This window comes from Xanthomonas phaseoli pv. dieffenbachiae, from assembly GCF_008639345.1.
Lineage (GTDB): Bacteria > Pseudomonadota > Gammaproteobacteria > Xanthomonadales > Xanthomonadaceae > Xanthomonas > Xanthomonas phaseoli.
Genome location: NZ_CP041380.1, coordinates 3,549,487 through 3,575,477, shown reverse-complemented (window position 1 = coordinate 3,575,477; position 25,991 = coordinate 3,549,487). Strand labels below are relative to the sequence as shown.

Below are 25,991 nucleotides of genomic sequence, written 5' to 3'. Positions count from 1 at the left end.
TTGAAGTGAAAGAGAGAAGGTGCGCTGTGCTCAGCGATTGCGTGCATTGCGCTGTAGCCACGCGTGGACGTCGGCGGTGCCATCGACGCGGAAGCGCGCGCTGGTCTGCGCGCGATCGCCCACCAGCACGCTCCAGCCGCCGAGCCGGTTGGCGGCATCGAAGCCGAATTCGTCGGTGAGGTCGTCGCCGACGAACACCGGCGTGCGGCCGGCGAAGGTGCCGTGCTGCATCAGCTGTTCGACCGCCAGGCCCTTGTTGCTGCCCTCGGGAACGAATTCCACCACGTGGTCGCCGGGCTGCAGGCGATAGCCGGAAAGCTGGGCGATTTCCTGCTGCGCGAAGGCGAGCACCTCGGGGCCGGCCTGCGGCCGGGCGCGCCAATGCAGCGCCACGCTGGCGCCCTTGTCTTCGACCAGCACGCCCGGGTGTTGGTGGGTCAGCGCCGCGGCGCGTTGATGCAGGCCGTGCAGCCACTCGGAGGTGTCTTGCGGCATTGCCGCGCGTGCCGCCAGATCGCTGCGCAGTTCATGCCCGTGCAGACCGGCGGCCGGCAGCAGCAAGGGAGCGAACAGGGCATCCAGCTGGGCAAGTGGCCGACCGCTGACCAGCGCAACGGCGCCCTTGAGGCGCTTGCTCAGCAGGCCGATGGCCTCGCGCACTTCGGGCAATAGCTGCACCGCCTCGGGGCGGTCGGCAAAGTCGATGAGGGTGCCGTCCACGTCCAGGAACAATGCACAGGCATCGTCCAGCAATGGCGGCGACGGTAGGGGGGGATGCGCGTCTGCCATCCAGGCAGTGTGCGCAAAGCGGTGTGAGATTCAGGTTATGGAACGGGGGGGATTGGGGAGTCGGGATTGGGGATTCGTGCAAAGCAGGGCGCGCCAATCCCGATCCCGAACCGCCTTTGATGGCGTGCGCCATGGCCCTGCCAGTCAGTTCCGCTACCGTCTTGGGCACCGGGTATGCATGGCAGGGCCACGCCTGCCAATCTCGAGTCTCCAATGCCAACGATTGCCGATTGCCTGGACGGTGTCGTAGTGGAGGCAAGGCCAATCTGGATTAGGGATTAGGGATTCGCAGCAATGCTGCTCTTGCCAATCCCGAATCCCGATCCCGCATCAGAAGCTGTACCGCACCCGTCCATACCAGTACGCGCCGTTGCTGCCGATCGGCGAGAGCACGTCGTAAGGCAGGTTGCCGAAGTAAGCGATGTCGTCGATGGACCGGTCCGAGTAATTGTCCAGGATGTTCTGCCCGCCGATGGCCAGCGTCCATTGCGTGCCCAGGTGGTATTCGGCTTCCAGGTCCAGTTGCCACTCGGCGCCGTAAGTCTGGCGCGGTACGAAGCCGCCGCCGAAATCGAACACGCGGGTGGCGCTGCCGTAGCGGTTGACGCGCGTCTGCAGGTTCCAGCGCTCGTTGCTCCAGTTCGCGGCAAGCGAGGCGCGGGTGCGCGGTGCGGCGTCGGTAAGCGTATTGCTTTCTTCCACGCCGAACAGCACGTACTCCGGGTTCAGTGCGAGCAGCTGGGCCGGGGTGGCGATGATGTTTTCCAACTCGGTCTTGGCGTAGCTGTAGGTGCCGGTCAGCAGCAGGTCGCCGCCAAAGGCGTACTGACGCCAGTTGGCAACCAGCTCGGCGCCGCGGGTGCGGGTGTCGGCGGCATTGAGGAAATAGCTGGCGCTCTGCACGCCGGTGACGCCGTAGTTCTGCTGCACGAAGCTGGTCAGCGCATCGCCGGTAATGTCTTCGGACAGCGCAATGCGGTCGTCGATATCGATCTGGAAAAAGTCCAGCGACACGTCGAAGTGATCGCCCAGCTTGCTGGTGAAGCCCAGGCTGTAGTTGACCGACTTTTCCGGCTTCAGATCGGTGGCGCCCAGTCCGCGCGCGATGGGGTTGTTGACCGACAGCAGGCGCCCCTGGGTCAGGCGGCCGGCGGCGTCGTAACCGGTGGAGGTGGCTTCATACCCGATCTGGCTGAGCGAAGGCGCGCGCACGTTGTTTGAGATGGCACCACGCAGCGCAAAGGCCGGTGCGAACGCGTAGCGTGCGGCCAACTTGCCGGTCCATTGGCTGCCGAAATCCTGGTAATGCTCGTAGCGGCCGGCCAGGTCGGTGGAGAACTTGTCGCCGAACTGGCTGGAGACGTTGGCGTAGGCGCTGGCAACGTTGCGCGACAGGTCGGCTTCGTCCTGCGGGGTGAGCCCGCCGCCGGCCTGCGAACCGGTGGGACGATCGGTGAACGGGCCGGCCGCGTAGCTGGCGGGGTCGCCGGCGTGGGTGCGGTATTGCTCGCGGCGGAACTCGGCGCCGGTGCCGAAGGTATGGGTGGCGCCGGCGGCGTCGAACACGCGGGTCAGGTCGAGGTTGCCCACGGTCTGCGCGAAGGCGAAATCGCCGGTCTTGAAGCGTGTGGGGCTGCTGGGCCCCAGCGATGCATTGAGCGAGTTGCGTAGCCGGTAGGTGAAGTCGTTGCGGCCGTAGTTGACGCTGGCGTCGTAATCCCAGTTGCCCCATTGCCCGCGCGCACCGGCCACGAGTTGCAGGTCGCGATTCTCGCCTTCGGAAATCGGGCGGTAGCCGTTGGGGTAGATCTCGCGCCAGTTGGCGCTGCTGTCCGGGTAACGGAAGTAATTGGCGCCTTCGGTATCGCGCTGGTTGTAGGTGCCGAAGGCGTAAAACTCGCCGCTGGCGCTGAACGGAACCTTGGTGTTGAGCCAGGCATTGAGGCCCTTGGTGGCGCCGTCGCCGAGCACGTAATTGCGCTGGCCCCGCAGCGCCAGATTGGCCGGGGTCTGTTCTTCGAACGAGGGAATCTGATCGAAGCCGGCGCGGTTGGTTGCCTCGCGGTTCTTCAGTTCCAGGCCGACCTTGAAGAAGCCGCCGTCGTCGCCCAGCAGCGAGCCGACCTTGGCGCTGGCGTAGCTGGTCTGGCCGTCGGTGACACGACGGTCGATCGGCTTCACATCGGTGTTGTAGGCGCCGAAGCTGGCTTCCAGTTCGCCGCGTTCGGGGTTGTCGTCCAGGATCACGTTGATGACCCCGGCGATCGCATCCGAGCCGTATTGCGCCCCGGCCCCGTCGCGCAGCACTTCGATGCGCTTGATCGCGTTGATCGGGATCGAATTGAAATCCACCGGCGTGGTGCCCTTGCCGATCTTGCTGTCGGTGTTGACCAGCGCAGAGGTGTGGCGGCGTTTGCCGTTGACCAGCACCAGCACCTGGTCGGGTGAGAGCCCGCGCAGCTGCGCGGCGCGGATATGGTCGGCGCCGCCGGAGTTGGACTGACGCGGGAAGTTGAACGAGGGCAGCAGCGCCTGCAGTGCGCTGCCCAGCTCGCCGTTGACCACGCCGGCCTTGCGGATGTCTTCGGCGGTGAGCACGTCCACCGGCACGGTCGATTCCAGTACGGTGCGGTCGCTGGCACGGGTGCCGGTGACGATCACGGTGTCCAGGGTGGTGGCGCCGGCATCGGCCTGCTGGGCTTGCGCGTTGGCGCTGAGCACGGCGGCGATGGCCAGGCCAATCACCGAAAGGGTGGGGCGGGTCATGCTGTTCTCTCTCCTGCAACTGCAACGCGCCGCGCGGTCGGCATCCGGCCGGGCTGGGCGCAAAGAGGGCGGATTGTCCACATTCATCCGGATGGAAAGATATTATCGCGTTGTTCAGGCCGGCGCGAGATGGCACAGTCCGTGCGCGCCGGCATGAGCTGATATCAGCCTTGCATGAGCCTGCCCCAAATCCTGTCCCCCGATCTGTTGTGGAGAAGTCGATGAAGTTGCTGCCGTCTTGCCTGCTTGCCGCCATGTTGGCGCTGACCGCATGCGCCACCACGCCCGGCACCGCGCCGACCGCGACCACTGCCAGCCTGCAGGGCGATGCAGCGCGGCCGGCGGCGGCACGGGGTTGGGTGCGCAGCGAGCTGTATTTCGGCGTCGGCGAGGAATCCGGCCCGGCCGACCGCCCGCAGACCCGCACCATCGACGAAACCCAATGGCGCGCGTTTCTGGACAAGGAAGTGACTCCGCGCTTCCCCGATGGTCTGACCGTGTTCGACGCCTACGGCCAATGGTTGTTCCGCGGCGCCAAGGAGCCGAACCGGCTGGGGACCAAGGTGCTGGTGATCCTGCACGAAGACACCCCGCAACGGCGCAGCGACATCGAGGCGATCCGGCTGGCCTGGAAGCAGGCCACCGGACACCAGTCGGTGCTGTGGTCGCGGCAGCCGGTCGAGGTCTCGTTCTGAGTCGGCGGCCTGGCTTGCGCACTGACAGGTCCGTACAGGTGCCGGCCACCACGCTCGCCGGCGTTGGTGGTCGTATGCCGCGCGTCCTCCGGCGCGGGCGGGTATCGCATGCGTCGTCGGGGAGCGCGTATTTGCGCACCGGTTCCGGCCAGCTGCGCATGCGCCTTGGCGCGTTGCAGTTGCCGCCCATGCGCACCGCGCGCGCACTGTTGGTTGCGATGGCAGGCGGGCTGGCGTTCGGCGCTGCGGCAGACGACACAAGTCTTCGTTTAACGCTAGATGCGCACACCCATGCGACCGCCACCTTGGTCGGCCAGCGCCTGCATGTGGTGCTGTCTCCCGGCGATACCGAACAGTGGTTCGACGCGAATGTGGACGATGGCGAGGGCGGCGCGCAGCTGCGCAGCGACGACTACAACTTCGACGGGCGCCCGGATCTTGCGGTGTCGGCAATGCTGGGTCAGGTCAACGAGGCGGTGTGGGTCTTTGTGTTCGATCCTGCAAAGCGCCGCTTTCATGCGCTCGCTGCACCGACGCGGCCGACGGTGCAGTGCGAAGGATTCTTCAATCTGGTTGCGGATCAACAGCAACGCAGCCTGACCAGTTCCTGCCGCAGTGGGCCGATGTGGTACGCGGATGTCTACCGCTACGACGCTGGCGGGCGGTTGTACGTCTGGCGGACGCAGCAGCGGATCGAGTCGCCGCAGATCCAGACCTTGCTGGATTCGGGAAGCGAGGATGGCATGCCTTTATCGGTGTGGCCGATGTACGACCCGCGCGGCACCAAGGTGGCAAGCGAAATCGGCACCACGCTCGAAGAACCCATGCCGGTGCAACTGCATGTACAGGTGGCGCGTTTGCCGCTGTACGCCACGCCGACGGCCACCGCCACCAAGCGCTATCTGGTGCGCGGCGATCAGGCCGATGCGCTGGACGTCAGCGCCGATGGTAGGCGGCTGCAGGTGCGTTATCGCAGTGCCGGCCGCAGCGACAGCGTGGGCTGGATCGATGTGGATGCAGCGATGCAGTAGCGGGCGATGGCGCCGGGCTGCCTGCTCACGGACAGCCCGATGGCCCCATGGCCGCGACACGCTCTGATCCACCGCGCCGCTGTCGCCCTTGCAATGCAGCGGCTACCATCGGCCGACCCCCACGCTTGTTTGGTTCTCATGTCGGCTCCCTCTTCGCGTCCTGCGGCTGCGCCGCGCTGGTTCGTCGCTGGCGATCTCAATGGCTTCTTCGGCCTGGTGGTCGACAACCTGTCCATCCTTGGCTTCATTGCGATGGCCTTGGTCGGTATTTTCCAGTTCCCGGCCGACGTCGTGTTCCAGCGCATGTTCCCCGGCACCGCATTCGGCGTGCTGGTGGGCAACCTGCTGTACACCTTGATGGCGCGGCGGCTGGCCGCACGCACCGGGCGCGACGACGTCACCGCCATGCCGCTGGGCCTGGACGCGCCCACCAGCATCGGCATGGCGCTGTTGGTGCTCGGCCCGGCGTTTGCCGGTTTCAAGGCGCAGGGGCTGGACCCGCAGGCCGCCGCGATCGCCACCTGGAAACTGGGCATGGCCGCGTTGGTGGTGATGGGGCTGCTCAAGCTGGTGCTGTCGTTCGCAGGCGAAGCGGTGACGCGCGCGCTGCCGCGGGCGGCCTTGCTCGGGTCCATCGCCGGGATCGCGCTGGTGCTGATGGGCTTGTTGCCATTGCTGGAAACGCTACGTTCGCCAGTGGCCGGCTTCGTCACCTTGGGCCTGCTGCTGTATGTGCTGCTCGCCAAGGGCCGCCTGCCGACCAAATTGCCCGGCGTGCTGGTGGCGTTCGTGATCGGCACCGCGTTGTATTACGGGCTTGGCCTGTCGGGATTGGGTGCCCCCGGCTTCGCCTTGCCGGCGTGGAATCCGCCGCAGATCGTGCTGCCGCTGCCGACGCTGGGCTTTATCGACGGCCTGCCGGCCACGGTGGCGTACCTGCCGTTGCTGTTGCCGTTCGGCTTGTTGATGGTGGTGGGCGGCATCAACGTCAGCGAGAGCGCACGCGCAGCCGGCGACGATTACCGCACCCGCGACATCCTGCTGGTGGAAGCCTTGGCCACGCTGGTGGCCGGCGTCTGCGGCGGCGTCGCGCAGACCACGCCCTACATCGGCCAGCCCGCGTACAAGCACATGGGCGCGCGCTGCGGCTACACGCTGCTGACCGGTGTGTTCATCGGGATCGGCGGCATGCTTGGCGTGATCAGCGGCCTGGTGCAGTGGTTGCCGCTGGCCGTGCTGGCCCCGATCATCGTGTATGTCTCCATCGACATCACCACGCAGGCATTCCAGGCCACGCCCAAGCAGCACGCCGGTGCGATGGTGCTGGGCTTTCTGCCGTCGGTTGCGTACCTGCTGACCATCAAGGCGCCGGGCTGGATTGCACCGGAGCAGCTGGTCGCGCTGACCACCAAGGTCGATGGCCACGGGTTGCCTGAGCTGGCAGTGATCTTCGCCTTAGGCAATGGCTTCATCATCACCGCGATGCTGTGGATCGCCACGGTGGCGGCGATGATCGACGGCCGCTTGCGACGCGGCGCGGTGTTCCTGCTGGTGGCTGCCGGGCTGACCCTGTTCGGCCTGATCCACTCGGTGGACCCGCGCGGCGGCATCTATCTGCCGTGGTCGCTGCAAGGCCTGGCGCGGCTGATCAGCTGGCAGTTCGTCGGTGCCTATGTGGCGCTGGCGGCAACGCTGCTGTTGCTGTCGCTGCTGCCGGCGCGCAAGCAGGCGTTGCAGTGATGTATCGGATGCGTGGCGTGCAGGGCATCGTGGCTGGTGTGCTAATGCTGAGCGCCGGCGCCGCATGGACGGCGTCGTTCGACTGCAAGCAGGCGGGCACGCCGGTGGAAAAGCGGCTATGCGCGGTACCGGCGCTCGGTCAACTGGACGATCAACTGGATGAGGCGTACCGCGGCGTGCTGGACACCGCGCCGCGTACCTCGCTCACCGCGGTACGCGATCAGCAACGCGCCTGGTTGCGCCAGCGCAATGCCTGCGCGGAGGACGCCAAGATGGATGACTGCCTGCAACGCAGTTTGAAGGCCAGGGTCGATGCGCTGAGCAAGACACGCGACGCCCAGCAGCGAGCGCTGGACCGCATCATCGCCAGCATCCCCAAAACGCCAGCGGACGCTGCACGCCAGTTGCAGGGCTACGACGCGCCGCTGGCCTCGGCGTGGCTGGCGTATCTGCATCACTTCGCGCCTGCCGCAGGCGTGGATGCCGCCCTGGCGAGCGCGCGTTTTGAAAGCGCACGCAAGGCGCTACGCAAGAGCGATGATTTCGCAGCGTCCTTGCTCGACGATGTGGAAGGCGCGCCTGCCATGCAACAGCAGCAGCGTGTGCTGACCCTGCTGCGCATGTGGATCGAGCGCGAAGATCGTGCGGAGCGGCCGTATGTGCATTGCTTCATCTTCGCTGCAGTGGGCGAGCCGGCGTATGAGGCGTTCGGTCCGCTCTATGGCTCGACACGCGACAGTTTCGCGCCGATCTGCGAGCCGCCCGGCGGGCTGTTCGCGCAACCGAGCTGGAAACAGCTGGATGCCGGGTTTGCCGGGCTGATCGAGGCCTTGAGCAAGGACGCGGGCACCATCCGCTATGCCAGCTACGCCGAGTGGCAAATCATCGCGCTAAGCGCTGCCGTGTCGCCGGCACTGTATCTGCAACCGGAGTTGCGCAAGCGCTACGGCAACGATCCGGATCAGGCGATTGCTGCGTGGTCCGGCGACGACAGCGACTGGCCGGCAGCCGAGCGCAACGCCGTGCGCGCGCTGTTGCCAAAAGTGCGCGCAGAGACGGCCGCCTGGCTGGTAAGCGAAAAACGCATGCCGGCCAGGCAGGCCGAACAGGTTGCCGCTGCCATTGTCGCGGCCTGGGTGAATGCGCGATTGGATTTCGCCGGCTAAGTGACGCGGATCGCGCAGCGAAGGATCTGCCGGTTCGCGCAGGGGCCTTGCCTGCCGACCATCGCAGGACCAGCTGCGTACGTCCCTGTAGCTCCTTTGCGGCATTCATGCGGCATGCGTTGCCGCGATAGCGGGTGGGCAAGGACCAGTTGAACTGCTCGATCGGTAGGACGTCCCACACACAGCCGGCAAGCCGGTCGATGTGTTTTCCAGGAGCCGCGAGCTATCGCGCTACGCCCCACCTCAAGCGGCTAATCGCGCGACACCGTCAATCGATGGAACCACCGAAGCATCCCGTTGTCACACACTGGATGTTGTCGATGTCAGGAGTTCCACGATGCAAAGCAAATCCTCGCGCTGGCCGTGGTTGTTGGCGGTCCCCTTGATCGCTGGCGCCGCGTGGTGGTTGTTCAGCGGCCCGCCCGACCCGCAGGGCACCTTGCCTGCACCCATCAGCCGCACCGCCAGTGCTGTGGCCGCTGCGGTCAGCCCACAGCCGAGACCGGCCAGTAGCGAACCACGTCATCCGGTGCCGGCAGCGTCGGCCGACGCTGCCGATGCGGCGATTCCTGCGTTGGCGCAAAGCGACGATGCCGCGTGGCAAGCGCTGCGGGCGTTGGTGCAGGACGATGACGCATTGTCGATCGTGTTGCGCAAGCACCTGATCGAACGCGTGGTGGTCATGATCGACAACCTCACCCAACCCAGCATCAGCCGCCGCGCCTTAGTGCTGCAGCCGGTGCCTGGCGAATTGCAGGTGGCAGGGGCGGGCGATCATCAGGTGCTCGATGAGGCCAATGCGGCGCGTTACGCACCGTACGTGGCCGCATTCACCCGTGTGGATGCGCAGGCCATGGCGCGCAGCTATGTGCGCTTCTATCCACTGTTTCAGCAGGCGTACGCGGACCTGGGCGCGCCGGATCGTTACTTCAATGACCGCCTCATCGATGTGATCGACCACTTGCTGCGCACGCCCGAGCCGAAACAGCCGATCGGCGTGCAACGCGACGAGCGTGGCCGCTACCGCTTCGTCGAGCCATCGCTGGAATCGCTGTCGGTGGGGCAGAAGGCGCTGCTGCGGCTGGGGCCGACGCAAGCGGCTGCAGTCAAAGCGCAACTGCAGCGGATTCGCGCGGCCCTGCTGCAGGGGCGCTGAGGCCATTGGTTTCGCTCCCCCGGGTGAAGGCCGCATGCCGGGCGACCGTGCGGCGTTCGCACTCGCGTGAGTGCGGATGTACATGACGTAACGCTGCACACCTCGGTCAGGATCAGGTGGCTTGGCTGCGTGATCGAGAGCAGCATTCAACGGCCTGCGCCGCGCCCGCATGCGGGCCAGCCTGTTGCGACTGGCCGCACCGACCCGTCGCCGCTGCCTATGCCGCGTCCAGCTCCGGGTAATGGCGGAAGATGCCATTGGTGTTGAAGGCCACCCGGCGTTCGGACGCCAGATAGCTCGCAACACGCGGCCGCCGGGCCACGTGCTGCTGCAGCGCCTTCAGCCCGCGCAAGTTGTTTGCCAGCGTCGCCATGCGCCTGGGGAACATGTACTCCAGGCCGCTAATCAGCTGGAACAGCGACAGGTCCACATACGAATGCGTGCCGAGCACATGCGTGCCGCCAGCCTGTTGCAGCACGTGTTCGAAATAGCCCAGGAACTTGGGCAGGCGGTTTTCACGCAAGTCCTGCGCACGCTTGGCCGCTTCGGCTTGCTGGTCTTCGTAATACAGTCCGGTTGCGATCGGGTGGTGCGTGTCGTGCACCTCGGCCACCAGATCGGCGATGGTCAGCTGCAATTGCAGCGCCTGCAGGCGCTGTGGTTCCGAATCGGGCACCAATTGCAGCTGTGGCCCGATGAAGTGCAGGATCGCCGCGACCTGCGCCACCACGACGTCGCCGGCTTTGAGAAAGGGTGGTGCGAACGGCTGCGCGCCGACCTGCTCGCCTTGCAAAAACGCCGTCATGGCCTCGTCGCCCTGGATGCGGGCGACATCGGTATACGCCGCGCCAGCGTCTTCCAGTGCCAGTCGCACGAACTCGCCGCGGCCTTGCAGGCCGGTCCAGTAGTAGAGCTGATAATGCATGGTCGGCTTCGCCTGTAGGGCGCTGCAGCGTAGGAAAACGATGGCTAGATGGGCGTGATCGATGCGTCAGCAGGTCGTGACTCCGCATCGTTCGGTTGCGCCTGCAGCCAGGCGAGCTTGCGCGCACGTGGCTGGCGCTTGAGCGCGCATTCGGCGCGCGAAGCGCTGGCGCGGTCCGGATAACGGTGGCTGGCGAGCAGCTGCACGGGCGGGTTGGCGCGCGTGTAACGCGCACCGGTGCCACGCAGATGGGCCTGGAAGCGCCGCTCCAGATCGTTGGTAATGCCGGCGTAATAGCTGCCGTTGCGACAGAGCAGCAGGTAGAGGTGCCAGGGCTTGGGAGCGTCCATCGGCGCATTATCGCCACTCATGCGCGGTTGCGCAGCGCGTTCCAGGTGCGGGCGCTGCGGGGTCGGCTAATGGCGGCGCAAGTGCCGGAGCCTGGAGGTGCTTGCAGGCCGGTGCGCGTGGATCCCGGCCTGTTGGGCGACCGTCCATGCGTCAGTCGCGGGCCATGCATCGCCAAACGTAGCTGGGCCATGCCCGGAGCGGCTGCCACTCGCTGCGACGCTGCTGCACGCTACGCAGTTGCAACGCAAGTCCGCCTGCCCAGAAGCCTTCGCCCAGCCCGCCTGGGGCGGCAGCGGTCTGCCAGTGTCCATCTCCAGCACCGGCAAACCTTGAAACCTCGCTCGCCAACCGCATCTGCACGGTATCGCCGGCGCTGCCGGCCACCTGTTCAGAGGATCACCCATGCGGATGGACAAGCTCACCTCGCGGTTCCAGCAGGCGCTGGCCGACGCGCAGTCGCTGGCCGTGGGCCGCGACCACAACATCATCGAGCCGGTGCACGTGCTGGCCGCTCTGCTCGACCAGAGCGGCGGCAGTACGCGTCCGCTGCTGTCGCAGGCCGGCGTCAACGTGCCGCTGCTGCGCGAGCGCCTGGGCGAGGCGCTGGACACGCTGCCCAAGGTGTCCGGGCAGGAAGGCAACCTGTCGATCGGCAACGACCTCAATCGCCTGCTCAACCAGACCGACAAGCTCGCCCAGCAACATGGCGACGCGTTCATCGCCAGCGAATGGTTCGTGCTGGCCGCTGCCGACGATGCCAGCCCGCTGGGCGTGGCGTTGCGCGCGGCCGGTGGCGACAAGAAGAAGATCGAGGCGGCCATCGATAAGCTGCGTGGCGGCGAAACCGTGCAGTCTGAAAACGCCGAGGAACAGCGCCAGGCGCTGGAGAAATACACCATCGACCTGACCGCGCGCGCCGAGAGCGGCAGGCTCGATCCGGTGATCGGCCGCGACGAAGAAATCCGCCGCACCATCCAGGTGCTGCAGCGGCGCACCAAGAACAACCCGGTGCTGATCGGTGAACCCGGCGTGGGCAAGACCGCCATTGTCGAAGGCCTGGCCCAGCGCATCATCAACGGCGAAGTGCCCGAAGGCCTGCGCGGCAAGCGCGTGCTGTCGCTGGACATGGGCGCGCTGATCGCCGGCGCCAAGTTCCGCGGCGAGTTCGAAGAGCGCCTGAAGGCGGTGCTCAGCGACCTGTCGAAAAACGAAGGCCAGATCATCCTGTTCATCGATGAGCTGCACACCATGGTCGGCGCGGGCAAGGCCGACGGCGCGATGGATGCCGGCAACATGCTCAAGCCGGCGCTGGCGCGCGGCGAGCTGCATTGCATCGGCGCCACCACGCTGGACGAATACCGCAAGTACATCGAAAAAGACGCGGCATTGGAACGCCGTTTCCAGAAGGTGTTCGTGGGCGAGCCGACGGTGGAAGACACCATCGCGATCCTGCGCGGTTTGAAGGAGCGCTATGCGGTGCATCACGGCGTGGAGATCACCGACCCGGCGATCGTGGCTGCCGCCACGCTGTCCAACCGCTACATCACCGACCGCCAGCTGCCGGACAAGGCCATCGACCTGATGGACGAAGCCGCCTCGCGCATCCGCATGGAGATCGACTCCAAGCCGGAGGAACTCGACCGCCTGGAGCGCCGACTGACCCAGCTCAAGATCCAGCGCGAGATGCTCAAGAAGGAAAAGGACGAGGCCTCGCGGCAGCGCCTGGCCGATCTGGAAAGCGATATCGACAAGCTCGAACGCGAGTTCTCCGACCTCAATGAAGTGTGGAAGTCGGAAAAAGCGGCGCTGCAGGGCACCACCAAGATCAAGGAGCAGATCGAGCACGCCAAGCTGGAACTGGAGGCCGCACAGCGCCGCCAGGACTACGCCAAGATGAGCGAGATCCAGTACGGCGTGCTGCCGCAGCTGGAAAAGCAGATGCTGCTGGCCAACGAAGTGGAGCACCACGACTTCAAGCTGGTGCAGGACCGCGTGACCGCCGAGGAGATCGCCGAAGTGGTGTCGCGCTGGACCGGCATTCCGGTCAACAAGATGCTCGAAGGCGAGCGCGACAAGTTGTTGCGCATGGAAGAGGAGCTGCATCATCGCGTGGTCGGTCAGAACGAGGCGATCAAGGTCGTCTCCGACGCGGTGCGGCGTTCGCGCGCCGGGCTGTCCGATCCCAATCGCCCCAGCGGCTCGTTCCTGTTCTTGGGTCCCACCGGCGTGGGCAAGACCGAGCTGTGCAAGGCGCTGGCCGATTTCCTTTTCGACAGCACCGAGGCGATGATTCGCATCGACATGAGCGAGTTCATGGAGAAGCACTCGGTTGCGCGCCTGATCGGTGCGCCTCCGGGCTATGTGGGCTATGAAGAGGGCGGTTATCTCACCGAGGCCGTGCGTCGTCGTCCGTATTCGCTGATCCTGCTGGACGAAGTGGAAAAGGCGCATCCGGATGTGTTCAACATCCTGCTGCAGGTGCTCGACGATGGCCGCCTGACCGATGGCCAGGGCCGCACCGTGGACTTCCGCAACACCGTCATCGTGATGACCTCCAACCTGGGCTCGCACCAGATCCAGGAGCTGTCCGGCGACGATAGTGCCGAGGCCTATACGCAAATGAAGGCCGCGGTGATGGGCGTCGTGCAGGCGCACTTCCGCCCGGAGTTCATCAACCGGCTGGACGACATCGTGGTGTTCCATCCGCTGGACAAGGCGCAGATCAAGTCGATTGCGCGCATCCAGTTGCAAGGCCTGGAAAAACGCCTGGCCGAGCGCGGCCTCAAGCTGGACCTGGACGATACCGCGCTGGAGGTGCTGGGCAGTGTCGGCTTCGACCCGGTGTACGGCGCGCGCCCACTCAAGCGTGCGATCCAGTCGCAGGTGGAGAACCCGCTGGCGCAGCAGATCCTGTCCGGCCAGTATCTCAGCGGCGATAGCGTGCGCGTGCGCGCAGACGGCGGGCGGCTGGTGTTTACCAAGGACTGAGTACGCATGAGTGCAGATCGTTCCGCGGCATGTGGGGCGATCTGCGAGATGTCATGCATTGCGGGTGACACCACGAGCGAGGTCATGACGACATCTGTTCCAACGCGACAAATTCGTGCGGTCTACGACGACAAGACGATCCGGGTCTACCAGGCGTATTCGGACGTCATTGCCGATAGCGCGCTGAAGCATCAAAGGTTCGTAAGTCCGCCATTCAAGATGGAGCGGATGACGTGGGTCAAGCCGTCGTTCCTTTGGATGATGTACCGCGCCGGCTGGGGCTATAAGGACGAAGGCCAGAGGCGCATTCTCGCCATCGACATGACGCGCGAAGGCTTTGAGTGGGCGTTGGCGCACAGCTGCCCAAGCCATCCCGACCCCGGCATGCGTCATGAAGAATGGGAGCAACGCAAGAGCCGTTCCCCGGTGCGGATTCAGTGGGATCCTGAGCGCGATCTGTCGCAGCGGCCGCTGCCGCATCGCGCCATCCAGATCGGACTCGGCCAGGAGGCCGTCCAGTTGTATGTGAGCGAGTGGATTTGGCGGATCACCGACGTGACGTCGCTGGCGCATCGTATTCACGCGCTTGTGTGTGCCGACGATCTTTCCGCAGCAAGCGCGTTGCTGCCGGACGAAGCGGTTTACGCAGTCGCGCTTCCGGCATAAGTGCGATGACGGTCGCCGTGCCCGTTGCTGCCCGTCCCTTGCGCTACCGGAGCAGGCAGCGCGCATTTGCTACGCCCTTACACGCATCCGCCGCTGCGCGCCAGCTTCTCTCCATGAAGGAGGGGCAATGTCCCGGTAGGAGAAAGCCAGTAGACGATGCGTCGCCGCTGAGGGCGCGTGGCGACGCGCCGGGCTTGGCCGGTAGTCGCAGACCTGGGAGGCGCCTGCTACCATGCGCGCCCCTGAGGCGACTGCCGGTTGGCCGGTGGTTTAAACGGGAATCCGGTGCGCGCGTCGCCTTGGGCCAGGCGCAATTCCGGAGCTGCCCCCGCAACGGTGGGCGAGGTCAGATGCCGCAATACGCCACTGTGCAGTCGCATGGGAAGGCGCGGCATCGGAAGCGCCAGCTTCCACTCGCGAGCCCGGAGACCGGCCTGAGGGATTGACCCGGCACGCGGTGGGCGTGGCCTTGCTCGTCTGACGCTGCGCGCCGGACGCCTGGCCCGTTGCTGCTTGCCGCCCGATTGCCCACGCGCGGGTTGGCGCGGTTCCAGGAGCAGCAGTTGATGTCCCTTTCTTCCGTTTCGCCGCGTCGTGCAGTGCTCGCCGTGGGGCTGTCGTTGTGCGTTGCCAGTGCGGCCCAGGCCGAGGCCGCCATCGATCTGGACCAAGTCGTGGTTACCGCCTCGCGGACCGCCCAGACCCAGGACCAGACCCTGGCACCGGTCACGGTGATCGACCGTGCGCAGATCGAGCGTCGTCAGGTCAATTCCCTGCAGGACCTGTTGCGCGGCGAAGCGGGCGTGTCGCTGGCCAACAACGGCGGACCCGGCAAGGCGACCTCGCTGTTCCTGCGCGGTACCGAGGCCGACCAGGTGGTGGTGCTGATCGATGGCGTGCGCATCGGCTCGGCCACCGCTGGCGGTGCGGCGCTGCAGGATGTGCCGATCGAGCAGATCGAACGCATCGAAATCGTGCGTGGCCCGTTTTCCAGCCTGTATGGTTCCGAAGCGCTAGGCGGTGTGATCCAGATCTTCACCCGACGCCCGCAAGGCAGTTTCGTGCCGAGCTTGAGCGTGGCGGCTGGCAGCGACAACGCGCGCCGCTATGGGGCGGGCATTGCCGGGCGCAGCCCGGGCGATCTGAGCGATGCCGGTGGTTGGTATTCGGTGAACGCCGTGCACGACGAAACCGACGGGATCAACGCGTATCTGGATACCAGCTCCAGCGCCTATGACCCTGACCGCGACGGCTATCGCAACGATTCGTTGAGCGCGCAGGGCGGCTGGCGATTCAATCGCCAGTGGGATGCCGATGTGCATGCAGTGCGCGCGCAGAGCCGCAACGCATACGACGGCTCGGCCTTCGGCGGCAATCTGAGCAAGGGCGTGCAGCAGGCCATCGGCGGCCGCGTGCGTTACGCGCCGAGCGAGGCGCTCAAGCTCACTGCCAGCGTGGGCAGCAGCGCCGATCTGAGCGATGCGTATTACCAAGGCGCCTACCTGTCGACCTACGATACCCGCCGCAAGCAGGGTGCGTTGCAGGCCGATCTCGATACCGGCGCCGGTCTGCTCACGGTCGGCTTCGATTGGCAGCGCGACGCCATCGCCAGCAGCGACAATTACGATGCCGACAGCCGCATCGACCGCGCCGCATTTGCGCAATGGCAGCAGACGTTTGGCCGCCAATCGCTGCAAGCCAGCCTGCGCCGCAACGACAACAGCCAGTTCGGCGGCAAGACCACTGGCAGCCTGCTGTGGGGGTGGGATGTTGCCGAGCATCTGCGCCTGACGGCCAGCTACGGCACCGCGTTCAAGGCACCCACCTTCAACGAGTTGTATTACCCCGATTACGGAAACCCGCTGCTCGGGCCGGAAACCTCCAAGAGTGCCGAGCTCGGTCTGCGCGGTCGCTACGACTGGGGCACCTGGACGCTCAGCGCGTTCCAGACCCGTATCGACGACCTCATCGCCTACGACGCCTCGTTGGTGGATGCAACGCATCCGTTCGGGCAGCCGAACAATATCGATCGGGCGCGCATCCGCGGCGTGGAAGCGGGCTACGACACTGAACTGGCCGGCTGGACCGTGCGCAGCGCGTTGACCTGGCTTGCCCCGCAGGCCGATGGCGAGATCAATCATGGCAACTGGCTGCCGCGGCGTGCGCGCCAGAGCGGGCGGATCGATGCCGACCGCAGCATCGGTGCATTCGGCATTGGCGCAAGCCTGTTCGGATCGGGTGCGCGCTACGACGATCTGGCCAATACCGATCGCCTGGCCGGCTACGGCTTGCTGGATCTGCGCGTGAGTTATGCAGTGAACGCGGACTGGAAGGTGCAATTTGCCGCCAACAATGTGTTCGACCGCCAATACGAAACCGCACGCTGGTATGCCCAGCCAGGCCGCAATTATCTGCTGACCTTCCGCTACCAGCCGGCGCACTGAGAGCAGCCGACAATACGGCCGCGCAGCCCCCGGTTGGTCGCGGGCGGTGCCCTGGATCTGCATGGGCCAGGCGGATCCCGCATTTGCTCCCGCTGTCCGCATTTAGCTGACGATTGCACGCACCATGTTGTTAGCCGGTCCAAGCGCGCCGCCGACCCCGGCGACGCGCAGCTTGGGCCGGGCAGTCGGCGCTTGCCGCTGAATGCGAGGATCGCTACGGTTTGCAGGGGCGATCATTTGCCAGATGTCTGTTGCGCCATCCGTGTGGCGATCGAAAATCTGAAGGAGACCATCGATGCCGCCGTTGTCCCGCTCTTCCGAACGCCTGGTGTTCATCGCTTTAATGCTGCTGATGACGGCGACCCGCTTCCATCATGTCAGTGACTGGCTGCACCTGCCGGATGCATCCATGGCCGTCTTCTTTCTCGGCGGCCTGGCATTGCGGCGGCACGGCTACTTCGTTGCCTTGCTGGGGTTGTCGGTGGCGATCGATTGGGCTGCGGTGCGCCTGGCCGGCGTCAGCGACTTCTGCATCACCGCGGCCTACGCGGCCTTGCCGGTGGCCTATGGCGTGCTGTGGTACGCCGGGCGCGCGTATCACGCACGTGTGCGCGCAAGTGCCGCGTCGCTGAGCATCGCCTGGGGTCTGGGTACCTTGGCCGCCGTGCTGTCGTTCTTGATCTCCAATGGCGCGTTCTACTGGTGGGGCGGACGCTACACCGACCCGCACTGGGCGCAGTATCTGCAGCGCGCCTGGCAGTGGGGGCCGCTGTTCGTGCGCACGACAGCGCTGTATCTGGCGGTGGTGCTGGCAGCTGCATGGTGCGTGCTGCGCTGGCGTCATCTGCGCGCCGCAACGCCGTTCTCCACGCCATCGGAAGTGTCGTGATGATGGCGCGGCGCGCTGCAGCGACACCGTTGCCGTTGCACGGCAGTGCGGCCAGAGCATGCGGCATCGCACTTGCCGGCTTGATGGTCTGTGCGCGCGGCGAGCATTTTGCGCATGCGGATGCGTTGCCCACGGCCTCATGGGCGGTATTTTTTCTGGCCGGTGCATTGCTCCGCCCGCTGTGGATGTTGCCGCTGCTGTTCGGGATCGTATCGCTGCTGGATCTGATCGGCCTGGCCTCGGGCAGCAGCAGCGACTGGTGCCTGTCGCCGGCGTACTGGGCTTTGGCGTTGGCGTACGCCGTGTTGTGGTGGGGCGGGCTGCTGTTTGCATCGCAACTGCAGCGCCAGGCCTGGCGTCGTGTCACCCGGCCGCTGTTGGCGTTGCTGATCAGCGGCAGCACCGCCTATGTGCTGTCCAAGGCCGGTTTTTATTTCCTGTCTGGTCGCTACCCGCATGCCACGCTGAGCGGGTTCATTGCGCACATGCCGGCGGACTATCCACACGCCCTCGCAACACTGGCCGGCTATGTCGGCCTGGCCTTCGCCCTGTTGGCTGCACACCGCGCCGCTGGTGCACGTCCACCCATGGGAGCACGCGCATGACCACCCCCGAGCATGATGAAGCGCATTACCGCGAACGTGCGCAGCGCAAGAAGGAACTGGTCGACCGGCGCATCGCACGTGCGGTGATCGACCGCGGTGTGCTGCTGGTCAATACCGGCAATGGCAAGGGCAAGAGCTCGTCCGGCTTCGGCATGCTGGCGCGCTCGCTTGGGCATGGCCTGTATTGCGGCGTGGTGCAATTCATCAAGGGCACGTTTTCGACCGGCGAAGAAGCGTTTTTCCGTCGCTTTCCGGATCTGCTCGATTACCACGTCATGGGCGAAGGCTTCACCTGGGAAACCCAGGACCGCGCACGCGACATCGCCGCCGCGCAGGCGGCCTGGCAGCTCGCGCGCGGCATGCTGGCCGATGCGCGCTACGACTTCGTGCTGTTGGACGAACTCAACATCGCCCTGGTGAAGGGCTACATCGCGCTGGATGATGTGCTCGCCGCAGTGGCCGCGCGGCCGCCCGGCCAGCATGTGGTGATCACCGGGCGCGGTGCGCCGGCCGGGTTGATCGAGGTCGCCGACACCGTGACCGAGATGCGCCTGGTCAAGCACGCCTTCAATGCCGGCATCAAGGCGCAACTCGGCATCGAGCTGTAGCCGTGAGCGAATGTGTGCAATGCCCTGTTTGGCTCGGCATGTGTGCTGGCATGCGCCGGGACTGCACGCCATGCTGCTGGTGACGGCCACCGCTGCGGTGCTCCTGGATTTGCTGCTTGGCGAGGCGCGGCGCGGCCATCCGCTGGTGCTGTTTGGCACCTGGGCGCAACGTGTCGAAGCGCGCTTGCACCGCGACCGTCGCAGCGCCGGCGTCCTGGCGTGGTGCGTGAGCGTGTTGCCGTTGACCTGCGTCGCTGCAGTGGTGCAATGGGGGCTGTGGTGCGTGTCGCCCTGGGCGGCTGCAGGGTTTGCCGCGATCATGCTGTATCTGGCGCTGGGCCTGCGTAGCCTGGGCGAACACGCGCAAGCGGTGATCGATGCGCTGCGAGCGACTGATCTGCCTGCCGCCCGCGCTGCAGTGGGCCGTATCGTCAGCCGCGAGACGGCCGCACTGGACGCGACCCAGGTCGCCGCCGCAGCGACCGAGTCGGTCTTGGAAAACGGCAGCGATGCCGTGTTCGCCGCGCTGTTCTGGGGCGTCGCGCTGGGCGCACCGGGAGCGGTGTTGTACCGGCTGTCCAATACGCTGGATGCCATGTGGGGCTATCGCACGCCGCGCTACGTCAACTTCGGCTGGGCTGCGGCGCGCATCGACGATGCATTGAACTGGCTGCCAGCGCGGCTGACCGCAGCGACCTACGCGGTGCTGGGTCGCACCCGCGCGGGCATGCGCTGCGCGTGGCGGCAGGGACGCGGCTGGAAGAGCCCCAATGCCGGCCCCGTGATGGCGGCGGGCGCAGGCGCGCTGCATGTCCAATTGGGCGGGCCTGCGCCGTACCACGGCCAGTGGCAGGCCCGCCCCGTACTGGGCGAGGGCACGGCAGCAAGCGCAAACAGCGTGCAACGCGCATTGCGGCTGGTGCGTGCCGGTGTCGCGTTCTGGCTGCTGCTGGGCGTGCTGGCCACCGCGCTGGCGATGCGATGATCGGCATGCGGATGGTCCGGCGCTTGACCAACACGCACCGGCGCGCCGTCTACGCCGGCGCAGATCGCGCCAATCCATCACCGGGGGCGCGTCATGCTTGAACATGGCGGGCGCCTGCGCCGCGCTGCGCAGGCTTACGACATTCCGCTCGCGCACTGGCTGGACCTGTCCACCGGCGTGAGCCCGTTCGCATGGCCGGTGCCCGCCATTCCGGAGCACGTGTGGCAGCGCTTGCCGGAAGACGACGATGGCCTGGCAGCGTGCGCGGCTGCCTATTACCGCGCGCCGCAGGCACTGCCGGTGGCCGGTTCGCAGGCGGCGATTCAGGTCTTGCCGCTGCTGCGTGCGCCCGGCCGCGTCGGCGTGCTCACACCTGGCTACGCCGAGCATGCGCAGGCATGGCAGCGTGCCGGACATCAGGTCGTGCCGATGAGCGCCGCGCAATTGCTGCACGCAGGTGAGACGCTGGATGTCGCCGTGCTGATTCATCCCAATAATCCATGCGCCGACCGCTTCGATCCCGACACGCTGCTGCAGCTGCATGCGCGGCTTGCAGCACGCGGCGGGTGGCTGGTGATCGACGAGGCCTTCATGGACGCGACCCCGCAACACAGCGTCTGCGCCTTCACCCAGCGGCCCGGTCTGGTGGTGTTGCGCTCGGTGGGCAAGTTCTTCGGCATGGCAGGCGCACGTGCGGGCTTTGTCTGTGCAGATCGCGCACTGCTGGATGCCCTGCGCGAACGCCTGGGGCCATGGACGCTCAGCGGCCCGGCGCGGTGGGCCGTGCAGCAGGCATTGGCCGATACGCCATGGCAGGTGCAGGCACGGGCGCGCCTGCACGCGGCATCGCAGCGGCTTGCGCAGCTGTTGCATGCGCATTCGATCGTACCTACCGCGGGCACGGCGTTCTTTCAGTGGTGCCGGCGCGACGACGCAGCTGCACTGCACGTCGCGCTGGCGCAACGCGGCATCTTGACCCGGCTATTCGACACACCGTCCAGTCTGCGCTTCGGCCTTCCACCCGATGCCGCGGGCGAAGCGCGCCTGGATGTGGCGCTGCGCCAGGTGCTGGCATGAGCGCGCGCGTGCTGATGGTGCAGGGCTGCACCTCCGATGCAGGCAAGAGCACGCTGGTGGCCGCGCTGTGCCGGTGGCTGCATCGCCAGGGCATTGCGGTGGCGCCATTCAAGCCGCAGAACATGGCGTTGAATTCGGCGGTGACGGTGGACGGTGGCGAAATCGGCCGCGCGCAGGCATTGCAGGCACAGGCATGCGGGCTGGAGCCGCAGACCGATTTCAACCCGGTGTTGCTCAAGCCCAACAGCGATACCGGTGCGCAGGTGATCGTGCATGGGCATCCGGTCGCCACGCTGGATGCGGTGGGGTATCACGCCTACAAGGCGACTGCATTCAACGCGGTGCTGGCCTCGCACGCGCGCCTGGTCGAGCGCTTCGATGTGGTGCTGGTGGAAGGTGCCGGCAGCCCGGCCGAGATCAATCTGCGCGCCAACGACATCGCCAACATGGGCTACGCCGAAGCGGTGGACTGCGCCGTCATTCTGGTGGCCGACATCGACCGCGGCGGCGTGTTCGCCCATCTGGTCGGCACGTTGGCGTTGCTCTCGGCCAGCGAGCGCGCACGCGTTGCCGGCTTTGTGATCAACCGGTTTCGCGGCGATCTGGCGCTGCTGCAGCCCGGCCTGGCGTGGCTGGAGCGCGAAACGGGCAAGCCGGTATTCGGCGTCCTTCCGTATCTGCACGGCCTGCAGCTGGATGCCGAAGATGCGGTGCCACGCAACGCGCCGCAGAAACCACAGTCGCAATTGCGCGTGGTGGTGCCGGTGCTGCCGCGCATCAGCAATCACACCGACGTCGACGCCTTGCTGGCGCATCCGCAGGTGGATGTGCGCTTGATCGGTCCTGCGCAGATGCCGCCGCCGTGCGATCTGATCCTGCTGCCGGGCAGCAAGTCCACCCGGCACGATCTGCAGTGGCTGCGCACGCACGGGTGGGACACCGCCATTGCCCGTCACCTGCGCTACGGCGGAAAACTGCTTGGTATCTGCGGTGGACTGCAGATGCTGGGCACCCATCTCCACGACCCGGATGGCATCGAGGGCGCAGCGGGCAGCAGCCCAGGTCTTGGATGGCTGTCGCTGCAAACCACGTTGCAGCCGCACAAGCAACTGCATCGCGTGCATGGGCGCCTGCTGCTGGGCGATGCCAGTGTCAGCGGCTACGAAATCCACTGCGGCATCAGCAGCGGCGCTGCGCTGGCTCGGCCATTGCTGCAGCTGGACGATGGGCGTACCGATGGCGCCATCTCCGACGATGGCCAGGTGCTGGGTACCTATGTGCATGGCGTGTTCGACCACCCGCAGGCGCTGGCTGCATTGCTGGAATGGGCCGGTCTGGCGCAGGCTGCGCCACTGGATCTTGCCGCGCTGCGCGAAGCCAGCCTGGAGCGTCTGGCCGATGCGGTGCACACGCATCTGGATACCGTGGCACTGACACGCCTCATCAGCAGGGAACCGGCATGCGGCAACTGATTCTTGGTGGCGCCCGTTCGGGCAAGAGCGCGTTGGCCGAGCGCATCGCGGCAGCGTCCGGGCGCGCAGTGACCTACCTGGCCACAGCGCAAGCCTTCGATGACGAAATGCATCGGCGCATTGCCCATCACCGCAGCCAACGCCCAGCGCATTGGCAGTGCGTGGAAGAGCCCATCGCGCTGGCGGCAAGCCTGCAGGCGCATGCCGCGCCGGATCGCTGCGTGCTGGTGGATTGCCTGACCCTGTGGCTGAGCAACCTGCTGGGTCACCCGGAGACGGACGTGTTCGCGCGTGAGCGCGACGCGCTACTGGCAACGCTGCCGCAGTTGCCGGGGCAGATCCTGCTGGTCAGCAACGAAGTGGGGCAGGGCATCGTGCCGATGGGCGAACTCACGCGTCGGTTTGTGGACGAGGCTGGCTGGCTGCATCAGGCATTGGCGCTACAGTGCGAGCGTGTGGTGTGGGTGGTGGCAGGGTTGCCGATGGTGTTGAAGGAGAGCGCGTGTGAGTAGCGATTGGATCTTTGGTGCCTGTGCAGTGCCGGATGCGCGCATGCGCTCCGCCGCGCTCGCCCGGCAGGAACAGCTGACCAAGCCGCCTGGCGCATTGGGCCGGCTGGAACACCTGGCAGTGCAGCTGGCGGCCTGGCAACGCACCGAACGGCCCGGAGCGCAGCGGGTCTGGATCGCGGTGTATGCCGCCGACCATGGCGTCGCGGCCGAAGGGGTGTCGGCGTTTCCGCAGGCGGTCACCGGCGAGATGGTGCGCAATTTCGCGCGCGGTGGCGCCGCCATTGCGGTACTGGCGCGCGAGCTGGGCGCGCGGCTGGAAGTGGTGAATCTGGGCGTGGTCAACGACCCCGGCGACCTGCCGCGGGTGCGGCGTGCCTGGATTGCACCTAGCAGCGCCAATATCTGCGAGCAGCCGGCGATGACGGCCACCCAGCTGCGCGATGCGCTCACCGCCGGTGCCGACAGCATCGCGCAGGCCAAGAGTTGCGATACCCAGCTGTTTGTCGGCGGCGAGATGGGCATCGGCAACACCACCGCCGCCGCGGCGCTGGGCTGTGCCTTGCTGTCGCAGTTCCCGCAGGCGATGGCCGGCGCAGGCACCGGCCTGGATGCCGAAGGCATCGCGCACAAGGCCACTGTGATCACGCGTGCGCTGGCCCTGCATGCCGATGCATCGAGCCCGCTGGAGCGTCTGCGCCGGCTGGGCGGATTCGAAATCGCTGCGCTGGTCGGCGCCTATATCGCCGCCGCGCAGGCCGGCATCCCGGTGCTGGTGGATGGCTTCATCACCACGGCGGCGGCACTGGTGGCCACTCGCCTGAATCCCGGCGTGCGCGAGTGGTTGTTGTTCGGGCATCGCTCGCAGGAGCGTGGACATGCAGCGCTGTTGCGCGCAATGGATGCCGAGCCCCTGCTGCAACTGGACCTGCGTCTGGGCGAAGCCAGCGGCGCGGCGGTGGCGATTCCGCTGCTGCGCAGCGCCTGCGCCCTGCACAACGGCATGGCGACCTTCGCCGAAGCCGGGGTGTCGGACGCATGAGTGCGCAGATCACCTTGCTGCGGCATGGCGACACGGGGCAACGCAGCTATCGCGGCCAGCTCGACGACCCGCTCACCGAACTGGGCTGGCAGCAATTGCGTGCGGCCACGGCCGATGGCGTGTGGGATGCAGTCGTCGCCTCCACGCTACAACGTTGCGCGTTGTTCGCTACCGAACTGGCCCAAGCGCGTGCCATTCCGCTGCAGCTGGAGCCGCGCCTGCGCGAATATCACTTCGGCCGCTGGCAGGGCGTGCCGGTGGCCGATATCGACCGCGACGAAGGACAAGCGCTGGGCCGCTTCTGGGCCGACCCGCTGCGCCACCCGCCACCGCAGGCCGAGCCGTTTGCCGATTTCTGCATGCGCTTGTCTGCGGCACTGGACGACATCGTGGCAGGCCACCCGGCGCAACGCGTGCTGGTAGTTACCCACGGCGGCGCCATTCGCGCGCTGCGCTGCATCGTCGAAGCCCGCGCCTTCGGCAGCATGACCGATATCGCCGTGCCGCACGCCTCGCTGCATCCGCTGGCCTGGCCACCAGCCGCCGCGACGCCGACTGCCGTGTCCATGGCGTCCAGGTCCGGATGATCGACGGCTTGCTTGCCGCGGTCGGGTTCCTGACCCGCCTGCCGGTGCCCGGCTGGGTGTTCGCCCGGCCCGGCGCACATGCGCGTTCGCTGCCGTGGTATCCGGCCGTCGGGCTGCTGGTCGGCGCAGTGGTGAGCGCGTTGGCGTGGTGCCTGCGGGACGCGGCGCCGCTGCTCGCGGCTGCGATGATGCTGAGCAGTTGGGTCTGGATTACCGGCGCCTTGCACATCGACGGCCTGGCAGACATGGCCGATGCCTGGGTCGGCGGCATGGGCGATCGCGCGCGCACGTTGGCGATCATGAAAGATCCCACCAGCGGCCCGATGGCGGTGACTGCGGTCGTGCTGATCTTGCTGCTCAAATGCGCGGCGCTGGCCGCCCTGTTGCCCGCGGCGCCGGGTATGGTGTGGCTTGCTCCGCTGTTGGCGCGCACGTCGCTGTTGGCCGCGTTTTTGACGACGCCGTACGTGCGTGCCGGCGGGCTCGGCAGTGGCCTGGTTGGCAGCGCGCGAGCTGTCTTGAAGTGGTCGTTGCTGCTCGGGCTGGCCTGCGCCTTCGCCGCCGGACTCCTGCGCGGCTTGCTTGCCTGTGCGGTGGCGGGCGTGGTGTGGCGTCGCGCCTGCCTGCAGCGCCTGGGCGGCATGACCGGCGATACCTGCGGTGCATTGGTGGAGGTCAGCGAAACAGCAGTGCTGGTGGCATTGGCGCTGCAAGCGAGCTGAAGGCTGCGTGCAACCGAATGGCGAGGGAGTTGGGCAAGCACGCCTGCTGCGTGGAGTGGTATGGATCGCTGCTTTGCCTGGAGGCCAGGGCGTGGTCAACAGTGGCTCGACGACTGGCGAACGGACGCAGGCCACTGTAGGTCGCGACACCCGAACAACCTGGCCAGGTCCCGCAAATGCGCAAGATCGGGACCGGGCCGAATGCCAGTATGCGCGATGCTCAGCGCCTTCCAGAGGAGTCGCCCATGCCAGCAGCAACCTCGGTCGTCTTCCATCGGCAGCGTGCGGTCGAGCGCGTCGTGGCCCATGTGCAGGCCAGCATCCGCGCTGGCGAACCGCTGCCGGACCTGGCCACGCTGGCTGCGCTGGCGCATCAATCGCCGCCACATTTTCATCGCGTGTACCGGGCCTTGGCAGGCGAGACATTGGGGACGACCACCGCGCGGTTGCGCCTGAGTCATGCGCTGCGTCTGCTGGGCGAGCAGGGCCGCTCGGTCACCGAGGTGGCATTGGCGGTCGGCTATCACAACCCGCAGGCGCTGGCGCGCGCGTTTCGGACGGTGCTGCAGGCCAGCCCGTCCAGCCTGCGCAATGCACCGCAGCTGCGCGCGCAGAAGTTGCAGCAACTGGCCGGCCCGTCGCTGCCGGCGCAGGCGCACAACGCGCCATTGCAGGTGGTGGTGCAGGTGCTCGACCCCCTGGAATTGGTGGTGCTGCGCAAGCGTGGCGCGTTCGATGACCTGGACCGTGGCTTCGGCCGCATCGCCGCGTAGGCCGA

The 25,991-nt window shown here is 66.6% G+C and carries 24 protein-coding genes and 1 riboswitch; of the genes, 19 read left to right on the top strand and 5 right to left on the bottom strand.

Going from position 1 to position 25,991, the window contains the following annotated elements:
- Positions 1-30 precede the first annotated feature (30 nt).
- Positions 31-789 (bottom strand): trehalose-phosphatase, encoded by a 759-nt coding sequence (gene otsB / locus FLG15_RS16060; RefSeq protein ID WP_057677785.1) that lies wholly within the window; start codon positions 787-789, stop codon positions 31-33.
- Positions 790-1,119: 330 nt separating this feature from the next.
- Complete coding sequence (locus tag FLG15_RS16055; RefSeq protein ID WP_057677786.1) at positions 1,120-3,555, bottom strand: TonB-dependent receptor plug domain-containing protein; 2,436 nt, start codon at positions 3,553-3,555, stop codon at positions 1,120-1,122.
- A gap of 221 nt (positions 3,556-3,776) precedes the next feature.
- Between FLG15_RS16055 and FLG15_RS16050 the strand changes: the two genes are divergently transcribed.
- From FLG15_RS16050 to FLG15_RS16030, 5 genes are all read left to right on the top strand, one after another.
- A complete protein-coding gene (locus FLG15_RS16050; RefSeq protein WP_017156981.1) occupies positions 3,777-4,250 on the top strand; it encodes a DUF3574 domain-containing protein in 474 nt (157 codons plus the stop codon).
- Positions 4,217-5,281, top strand: a complete 1,065-nt coding sequence (locus FLG15_RS16045; protein ID WP_057677787.1) for an XAC2610-related protein — start codon at positions 4,217-4,219, stop codon at positions 5,279-5,281. The genes FLG15_RS16050 and FLG15_RS16045 overlap by 34 nt, the downstream gene beginning before the upstream one ends.
- 138 nt (positions 5,282-5,419) lie before the next feature.
- On the top strand, positions 5,420-7,021 hold the full coding sequence (locus FLG15_RS16040; protein ID WP_057677788.1) for a SulP family inorganic anion transporter: 1,602 nt from the start codon (positions 5,420-5,422) through the stop codon (positions 7,019-7,021).
- Positions 7,021-8,187 carry a lysozyme inhibitor LprI family protein gene (locus tag FLG15_RS16035; RefSeq protein WP_150146776.1) on the top strand — a complete coding sequence of 389 codons (1,167 nt, stop codon included), beginning with the start codon at positions 7,021-7,023 and terminating at the stop codon, positions 8,185-8,187. The genes FLG15_RS16040 and FLG15_RS16035 overlap by 1 nt, the downstream gene beginning before the upstream one ends.
- A 337-nt stretch (positions 8,188-8,524) precedes the next feature.
- Positions 8,525-9,343, top strand: coding sequence for a DUF3014 domain-containing protein (locus tag FLG15_RS16030; protein WP_057677790.1), 819 nt, complete (start codon positions 8,525-8,527; stop codon positions 9,341-9,343).
- Between the two features lie 217 nt (positions 9,344-9,560).
- On the opposite strand, the gene FLG15_RS16025 is transcribed toward FLG15_RS16030, so the two are convergent.
- The gene (locus FLG15_RS16025) at positions 9,561-10,268 is read right to left on the bottom strand and encodes a glutathione S-transferase (protein WP_057677791.1); all 708 of its coding nucleotides are present in this window, start codon (positions 10,266-10,268) and stop codon (positions 9,561-9,563) included.
- Between the two features lie 44 nt (positions 10,269-10,312).
- Positions 10,313-10,639: a GIY-YIG nuclease family protein gene (locus tag FLG15_RS16020; protein ID WP_017156987.1), complete on the bottom strand. Its 327-nt coding sequence runs from the start codon at positions 10,637-10,639 to the stop codon at positions 10,313-10,315.
- A 382-nt stretch (positions 10,640-11,021) separates the two neighbouring features.
- Between FLG15_RS16020 and clpB the strand changes: the two genes are divergently transcribed.
- The 3 genes from clpB to btuB all read left to right on the top strand — a co-directional run bounded on the left by clpB (position 11,022) and on the right by btuB (position 16,717).
- Complete coding sequence (gene clpB, locus FLG15_RS16015) at positions 11,022-13,607, top strand: ATP-dependent chaperone ClpB (RefSeq protein ID WP_057677792.1); 2,586 nt, start codon at positions 11,022-11,024, stop codon at positions 13,605-13,607.
- Between the two features lie 84 nt (positions 13,608-13,691).
- On the top strand, positions 13,692-14,273 hold the full coding sequence (locus FLG15_RS16010; RefSeq protein ID WP_057677809.1) for a DUF4291 domain-containing protein: 582 nt from the start codon (positions 13,692-13,694) through the stop codon (positions 14,271-14,273).
- 228 nt (positions 14,274-14,501) lie between these two features.
- Positions 14,502-14,725: riboswitch (cobalamin riboswitch) on the top strand.
- Between the two features lie 114 nt (positions 14,726-14,839).
- Positions 14,840-16,717, top strand: coding sequence for a TonB-dependent vitamin B12 receptor (btuB, locus tag FLG15_RS16005; RefSeq protein ID WP_057677810.1), 1,878 nt, complete (start codon positions 14,840-14,842; stop codon positions 16,715-16,717).
- A gap of 102 nt (positions 16,718-16,819) precedes the next feature.
- On the opposite strand, the gene FLG15_RS16000 is transcribed toward btuB, so the two are convergent.
- Positions 16,820-17,053 carry a hypothetical protein gene (locus FLG15_RS16000; RefSeq protein WP_139790915.1) on the bottom strand — a complete coding sequence of 78 codons (234 nt, stop codon included), beginning with the start codon at positions 17,051-17,053 and terminating at the stop codon, positions 16,820-16,822.
- On the opposite strand from FLG15_RS16000, the gene FLG15_RS15995 reads away from it, so the two are divergent.
- The 11 genes from FLG15_RS15995 to FLG15_RS23545 all read left to right on the top strand — a co-directional run bounded on the left by FLG15_RS15995 (position 17,013) and on the right by FLG15_RS23545 (position 25,986).
- Entirely contained in the window at positions 17,013-17,606 is a 594-nt protein-coding gene (locus tag FLG15_RS15995) for a hypothetical protein (RefSeq protein ID WP_057677793.1), read from the top strand. The two genes, FLG15_RS16000 and FLG15_RS15995, sit on opposite strands and share 41 nt — an antisense overlap.
- Complete coding sequence (locus FLG15_RS15990; protein ID WP_057677794.1) at positions 17,606-18,211, top strand: hypothetical protein; 606 nt, start codon at positions 17,606-17,608, stop codon at positions 18,209-18,211. The genes FLG15_RS15995 and FLG15_RS15990 overlap by 1 nt, the downstream gene beginning before the upstream one ends.
- Positions 18,208-18,819, top strand: coding sequence for a cob(I)yrinic acid a,c-diamide adenosyltransferase (gene cobO, locus FLG15_RS15985; RefSeq protein ID WP_057677795.1), 612 nt, complete (start codon positions 18,208-18,210; stop codon positions 18,817-18,819). The genes FLG15_RS15990 and cobO overlap by 4 nt, the downstream gene beginning before the upstream one ends.
- Before the next feature lie 70 nt (positions 18,820-18,889).
- On the top strand, positions 18,890-19,804 hold the full coding sequence (gene cbiB / locus FLG15_RS15980; protein ID WP_057677796.1) for an adenosylcobinamide-phosphate synthase CbiB: 915 nt from the start codon (positions 18,890-18,892) through the stop codon (positions 19,802-19,804).
- Positions 19,805-19,897: 93 nt separating this feature from the next.
- A complete protein-coding gene (cobD, locus tag FLG15_RS15975; protein WP_057677797.1) occupies positions 19,898-20,881 on the top strand; it encodes a threonine-phosphate decarboxylase CobD in 984 nt (327 codons plus the stop codon).
- The gene (locus FLG15_RS15970) at positions 20,878-22,353 is read left to right on the top strand and encodes a cobyric acid synthase (RefSeq protein ID WP_057677798.1); all 1,476 of its coding nucleotides are present in this window, start codon (positions 20,878-20,880) and stop codon (positions 22,351-22,353) included. Before cobD ends, FLG15_RS15970 begins: the two co-directional genes overlap by 4 nt.
- Positions 22,341-22,865 (top strand): bifunctional adenosylcobinamide kinase/adenosylcobinamide-phosphate guanylyltransferase, encoded by a 525-nt coding sequence (gene cobU, locus FLG15_RS15965; protein ID WP_057677799.1) that lies wholly within the window; start codon positions 22,341-22,343, stop codon positions 22,863-22,865. Before FLG15_RS15970 ends, cobU begins: the two co-directional genes overlap by 13 nt.
- Entirely contained in the window at positions 22,858-23,904 is a 1,047-nt protein-coding gene (gene cobT, locus FLG15_RS15960) for a nicotinate-nucleotide--dimethylbenzimidazole phosphoribosyltransferase (RefSeq protein WP_057677800.1), read from the top strand. Before cobU ends, cobT begins: the two co-directional genes overlap by 8 nt.
- Positions 23,901-24,491 carry a histidine phosphatase family protein gene (locus FLG15_RS15955; protein WP_057677801.1) on the top strand — a complete coding sequence of 197 codons (591 nt, stop codon included), beginning with the start codon at positions 23,901-23,903 and terminating at the stop codon, positions 24,489-24,491. Before cobT ends, FLG15_RS15955 begins: the two co-directional genes overlap by 4 nt.
- Positions 24,488-25,213: an adenosylcobinamide-GDP ribazoletransferase gene (locus tag FLG15_RS15950; RefSeq protein ID WP_150146773.1), complete on the top strand. Its 726-nt coding sequence runs from the start codon at positions 24,488-24,490 to the stop codon at positions 25,211-25,213. Before FLG15_RS15955 ends, FLG15_RS15950 begins: the two co-directional genes overlap by 4 nt.
- 245 nt (positions 25,214-25,458) lie before the next feature.
- Positions 25,459-25,986 carry a helix-turn-helix domain-containing protein gene (locus FLG15_RS23545; RefSeq protein WP_237377085.1) on the top strand — a complete coding sequence of 176 codons (528 nt, stop codon included), beginning with the start codon at positions 25,459-25,461 and terminating at the stop codon, positions 25,984-25,986.
- Positions 25,987-25,991: the final 5 nt, after the last annotated feature.

What these genes read in the sequence shown, in the direction of transcription:
- FLG15_RS16035 (WP_150146776.1), top strand. Translation starts at nt 7,021, where the DNA reads ATGTATCGGATGCGTGGCGTGCAGGGCATCGTGGCTGGTGTGCTAATG.
- cobD (WP_057677797.1), top strand. Translation starts at nt 19,898, where the DNA reads ATGCTTGAACATGGCGGGCGCCTGCGCCGCGCTGCGCAGGCTTACGAC.
- FLG15_RS16020 (WP_017156987.1), bottom strand. Translation starts at nt 10,639, where the DNA reads ATGAGTGGCGATAATGCGCCGATGGACGCTCCCAAGCCCTGGCACCTC.
- FLG15_RS15995 (WP_057677793.1), top strand. Translation starts at nt 17,013, where the DNA reads ATGCCGCCGTTGTCCCGCTCTTCCGAACGCCTGGTGTTCATCGCTTTA.
- FLG15_RS16025 (WP_057677791.1), bottom strand. Translation starts at nt 10,268, where the DNA reads ATGCATTATCAGCTCTACTACTGGACCGGCCTGCAAGGCCGCGGCGAG.
- FLG15_RS16055 (WP_057677786.1), bottom strand. Translation starts at nt 3,555, where the DNA reads ATGACCCGCCCCACCCTTTCGGTGATTGGCCTGGCCATCGCCGCCGTG.
- cobU (WP_057677799.1), top strand. Translation starts at nt 22,341, where the DNA reads ATGCGGCAACTGATTCTTGGTGGCGCCCGTTCGGGCAAGAGCGCGTTG.
- FLG15_RS15990 (WP_057677794.1), top strand. Translation starts at nt 17,606, where the DNA reads ATGATGGCGCGGCGCGCTGCAGCGACACCGTTGCCGTTGCACGGCAGT.
- FLG15_RS15955 (WP_057677801.1), top strand. Translation starts at nt 23,901, where the DNA reads ATGAGTGCGCAGATCACCTTGCTGCGGCATGGCGACACGGGGCAACGC.
- FLG15_RS15970 (WP_057677798.1), top strand. Translation starts at nt 20,878, where the DNA reads ATGAGCGCGCGCGTGCTGATGGTGCAGGGCTGCACCTCCGATGCAGGC.
- FLG15_RS23545 (WP_237377085.1), top strand. Translation starts at nt 25,459, where the DNA reads ATGCCAGCAGCAACCTCGGTCGTCTTCCATCGGCAGCGTGCGGTCGAG.
- FLG15_RS16000 (WP_139790915.1), bottom strand. Translation starts at nt 17,053, where the DNA reads ATGAACACCAGGCGTTCGGAAGAGCGGGACAACGGCGGCATCGATGGT.
- FLG15_RS16030 (WP_057677790.1), top strand. Translation starts at nt 8,525, where the DNA reads ATGCAAAGCAAATCCTCGCGCTGGCCGTGGTTGTTGGCGGTCCCCTTG.
- cobO (WP_057677795.1), top strand. Translation starts at nt 18,208, where the DNA reads ATGACCACCCCCGAGCATGATGAAGCGCATTACCGCGAACGTGCGCAG.
- otsB (WP_057677785.1), bottom strand. Translation starts at nt 789, where the DNA reads ATGGCAGACGCGCATCCCCCCCTACCGTCGCCGCCATTGCTGGACGAT.
- FLG15_RS16050 (WP_017156981.1), top strand. Translation starts at nt 3,777, where the DNA reads ATGAAGTTGCTGCCGTCTTGCCTGCTTGCCGCCATGTTGGCGCTGACC.
- FLG15_RS15950 (WP_150146773.1), top strand. Translation starts at nt 24,488, where the DNA reads ATGATCGACGGCTTGCTTGCCGCGGTCGGGTTCCTGACCCGCCTGCCG.
- clpB (WP_057677792.1), top strand. Translation starts at nt 11,022, where the DNA reads ATGCGGATGGACAAGCTCACCTCGCGGTTCCAGCAGGCGCTGGCCGAC.
- FLG15_RS16040 (WP_057677788.1), top strand. Translation starts at nt 5,420, where the DNA reads ATGTCGGCTCCCTCTTCGCGTCCTGCGGCTGCGCCGCGCTGGTTCGTC.
- FLG15_RS16010 (WP_057677809.1), top strand. Translation starts at nt 13,692, where the DNA reads ATGACGACATCTGTTCCAACGCGACAAATTCGTGCGGTCTACGACGAC.
- btuB (WP_057677810.1), top strand. Translation starts at nt 14,840, where the DNA reads ATGTCCCTTTCTTCCGTTTCGCCGCGTCGTGCAGTGCTCGCCGTGGGG.
- cbiB (WP_057677796.1), top strand. Translation starts at nt 18,890, where the DNA reads ATGCTGCTGGTGACGGCCACCGCTGCGGTGCTCCTGGATTTGCTGCTT.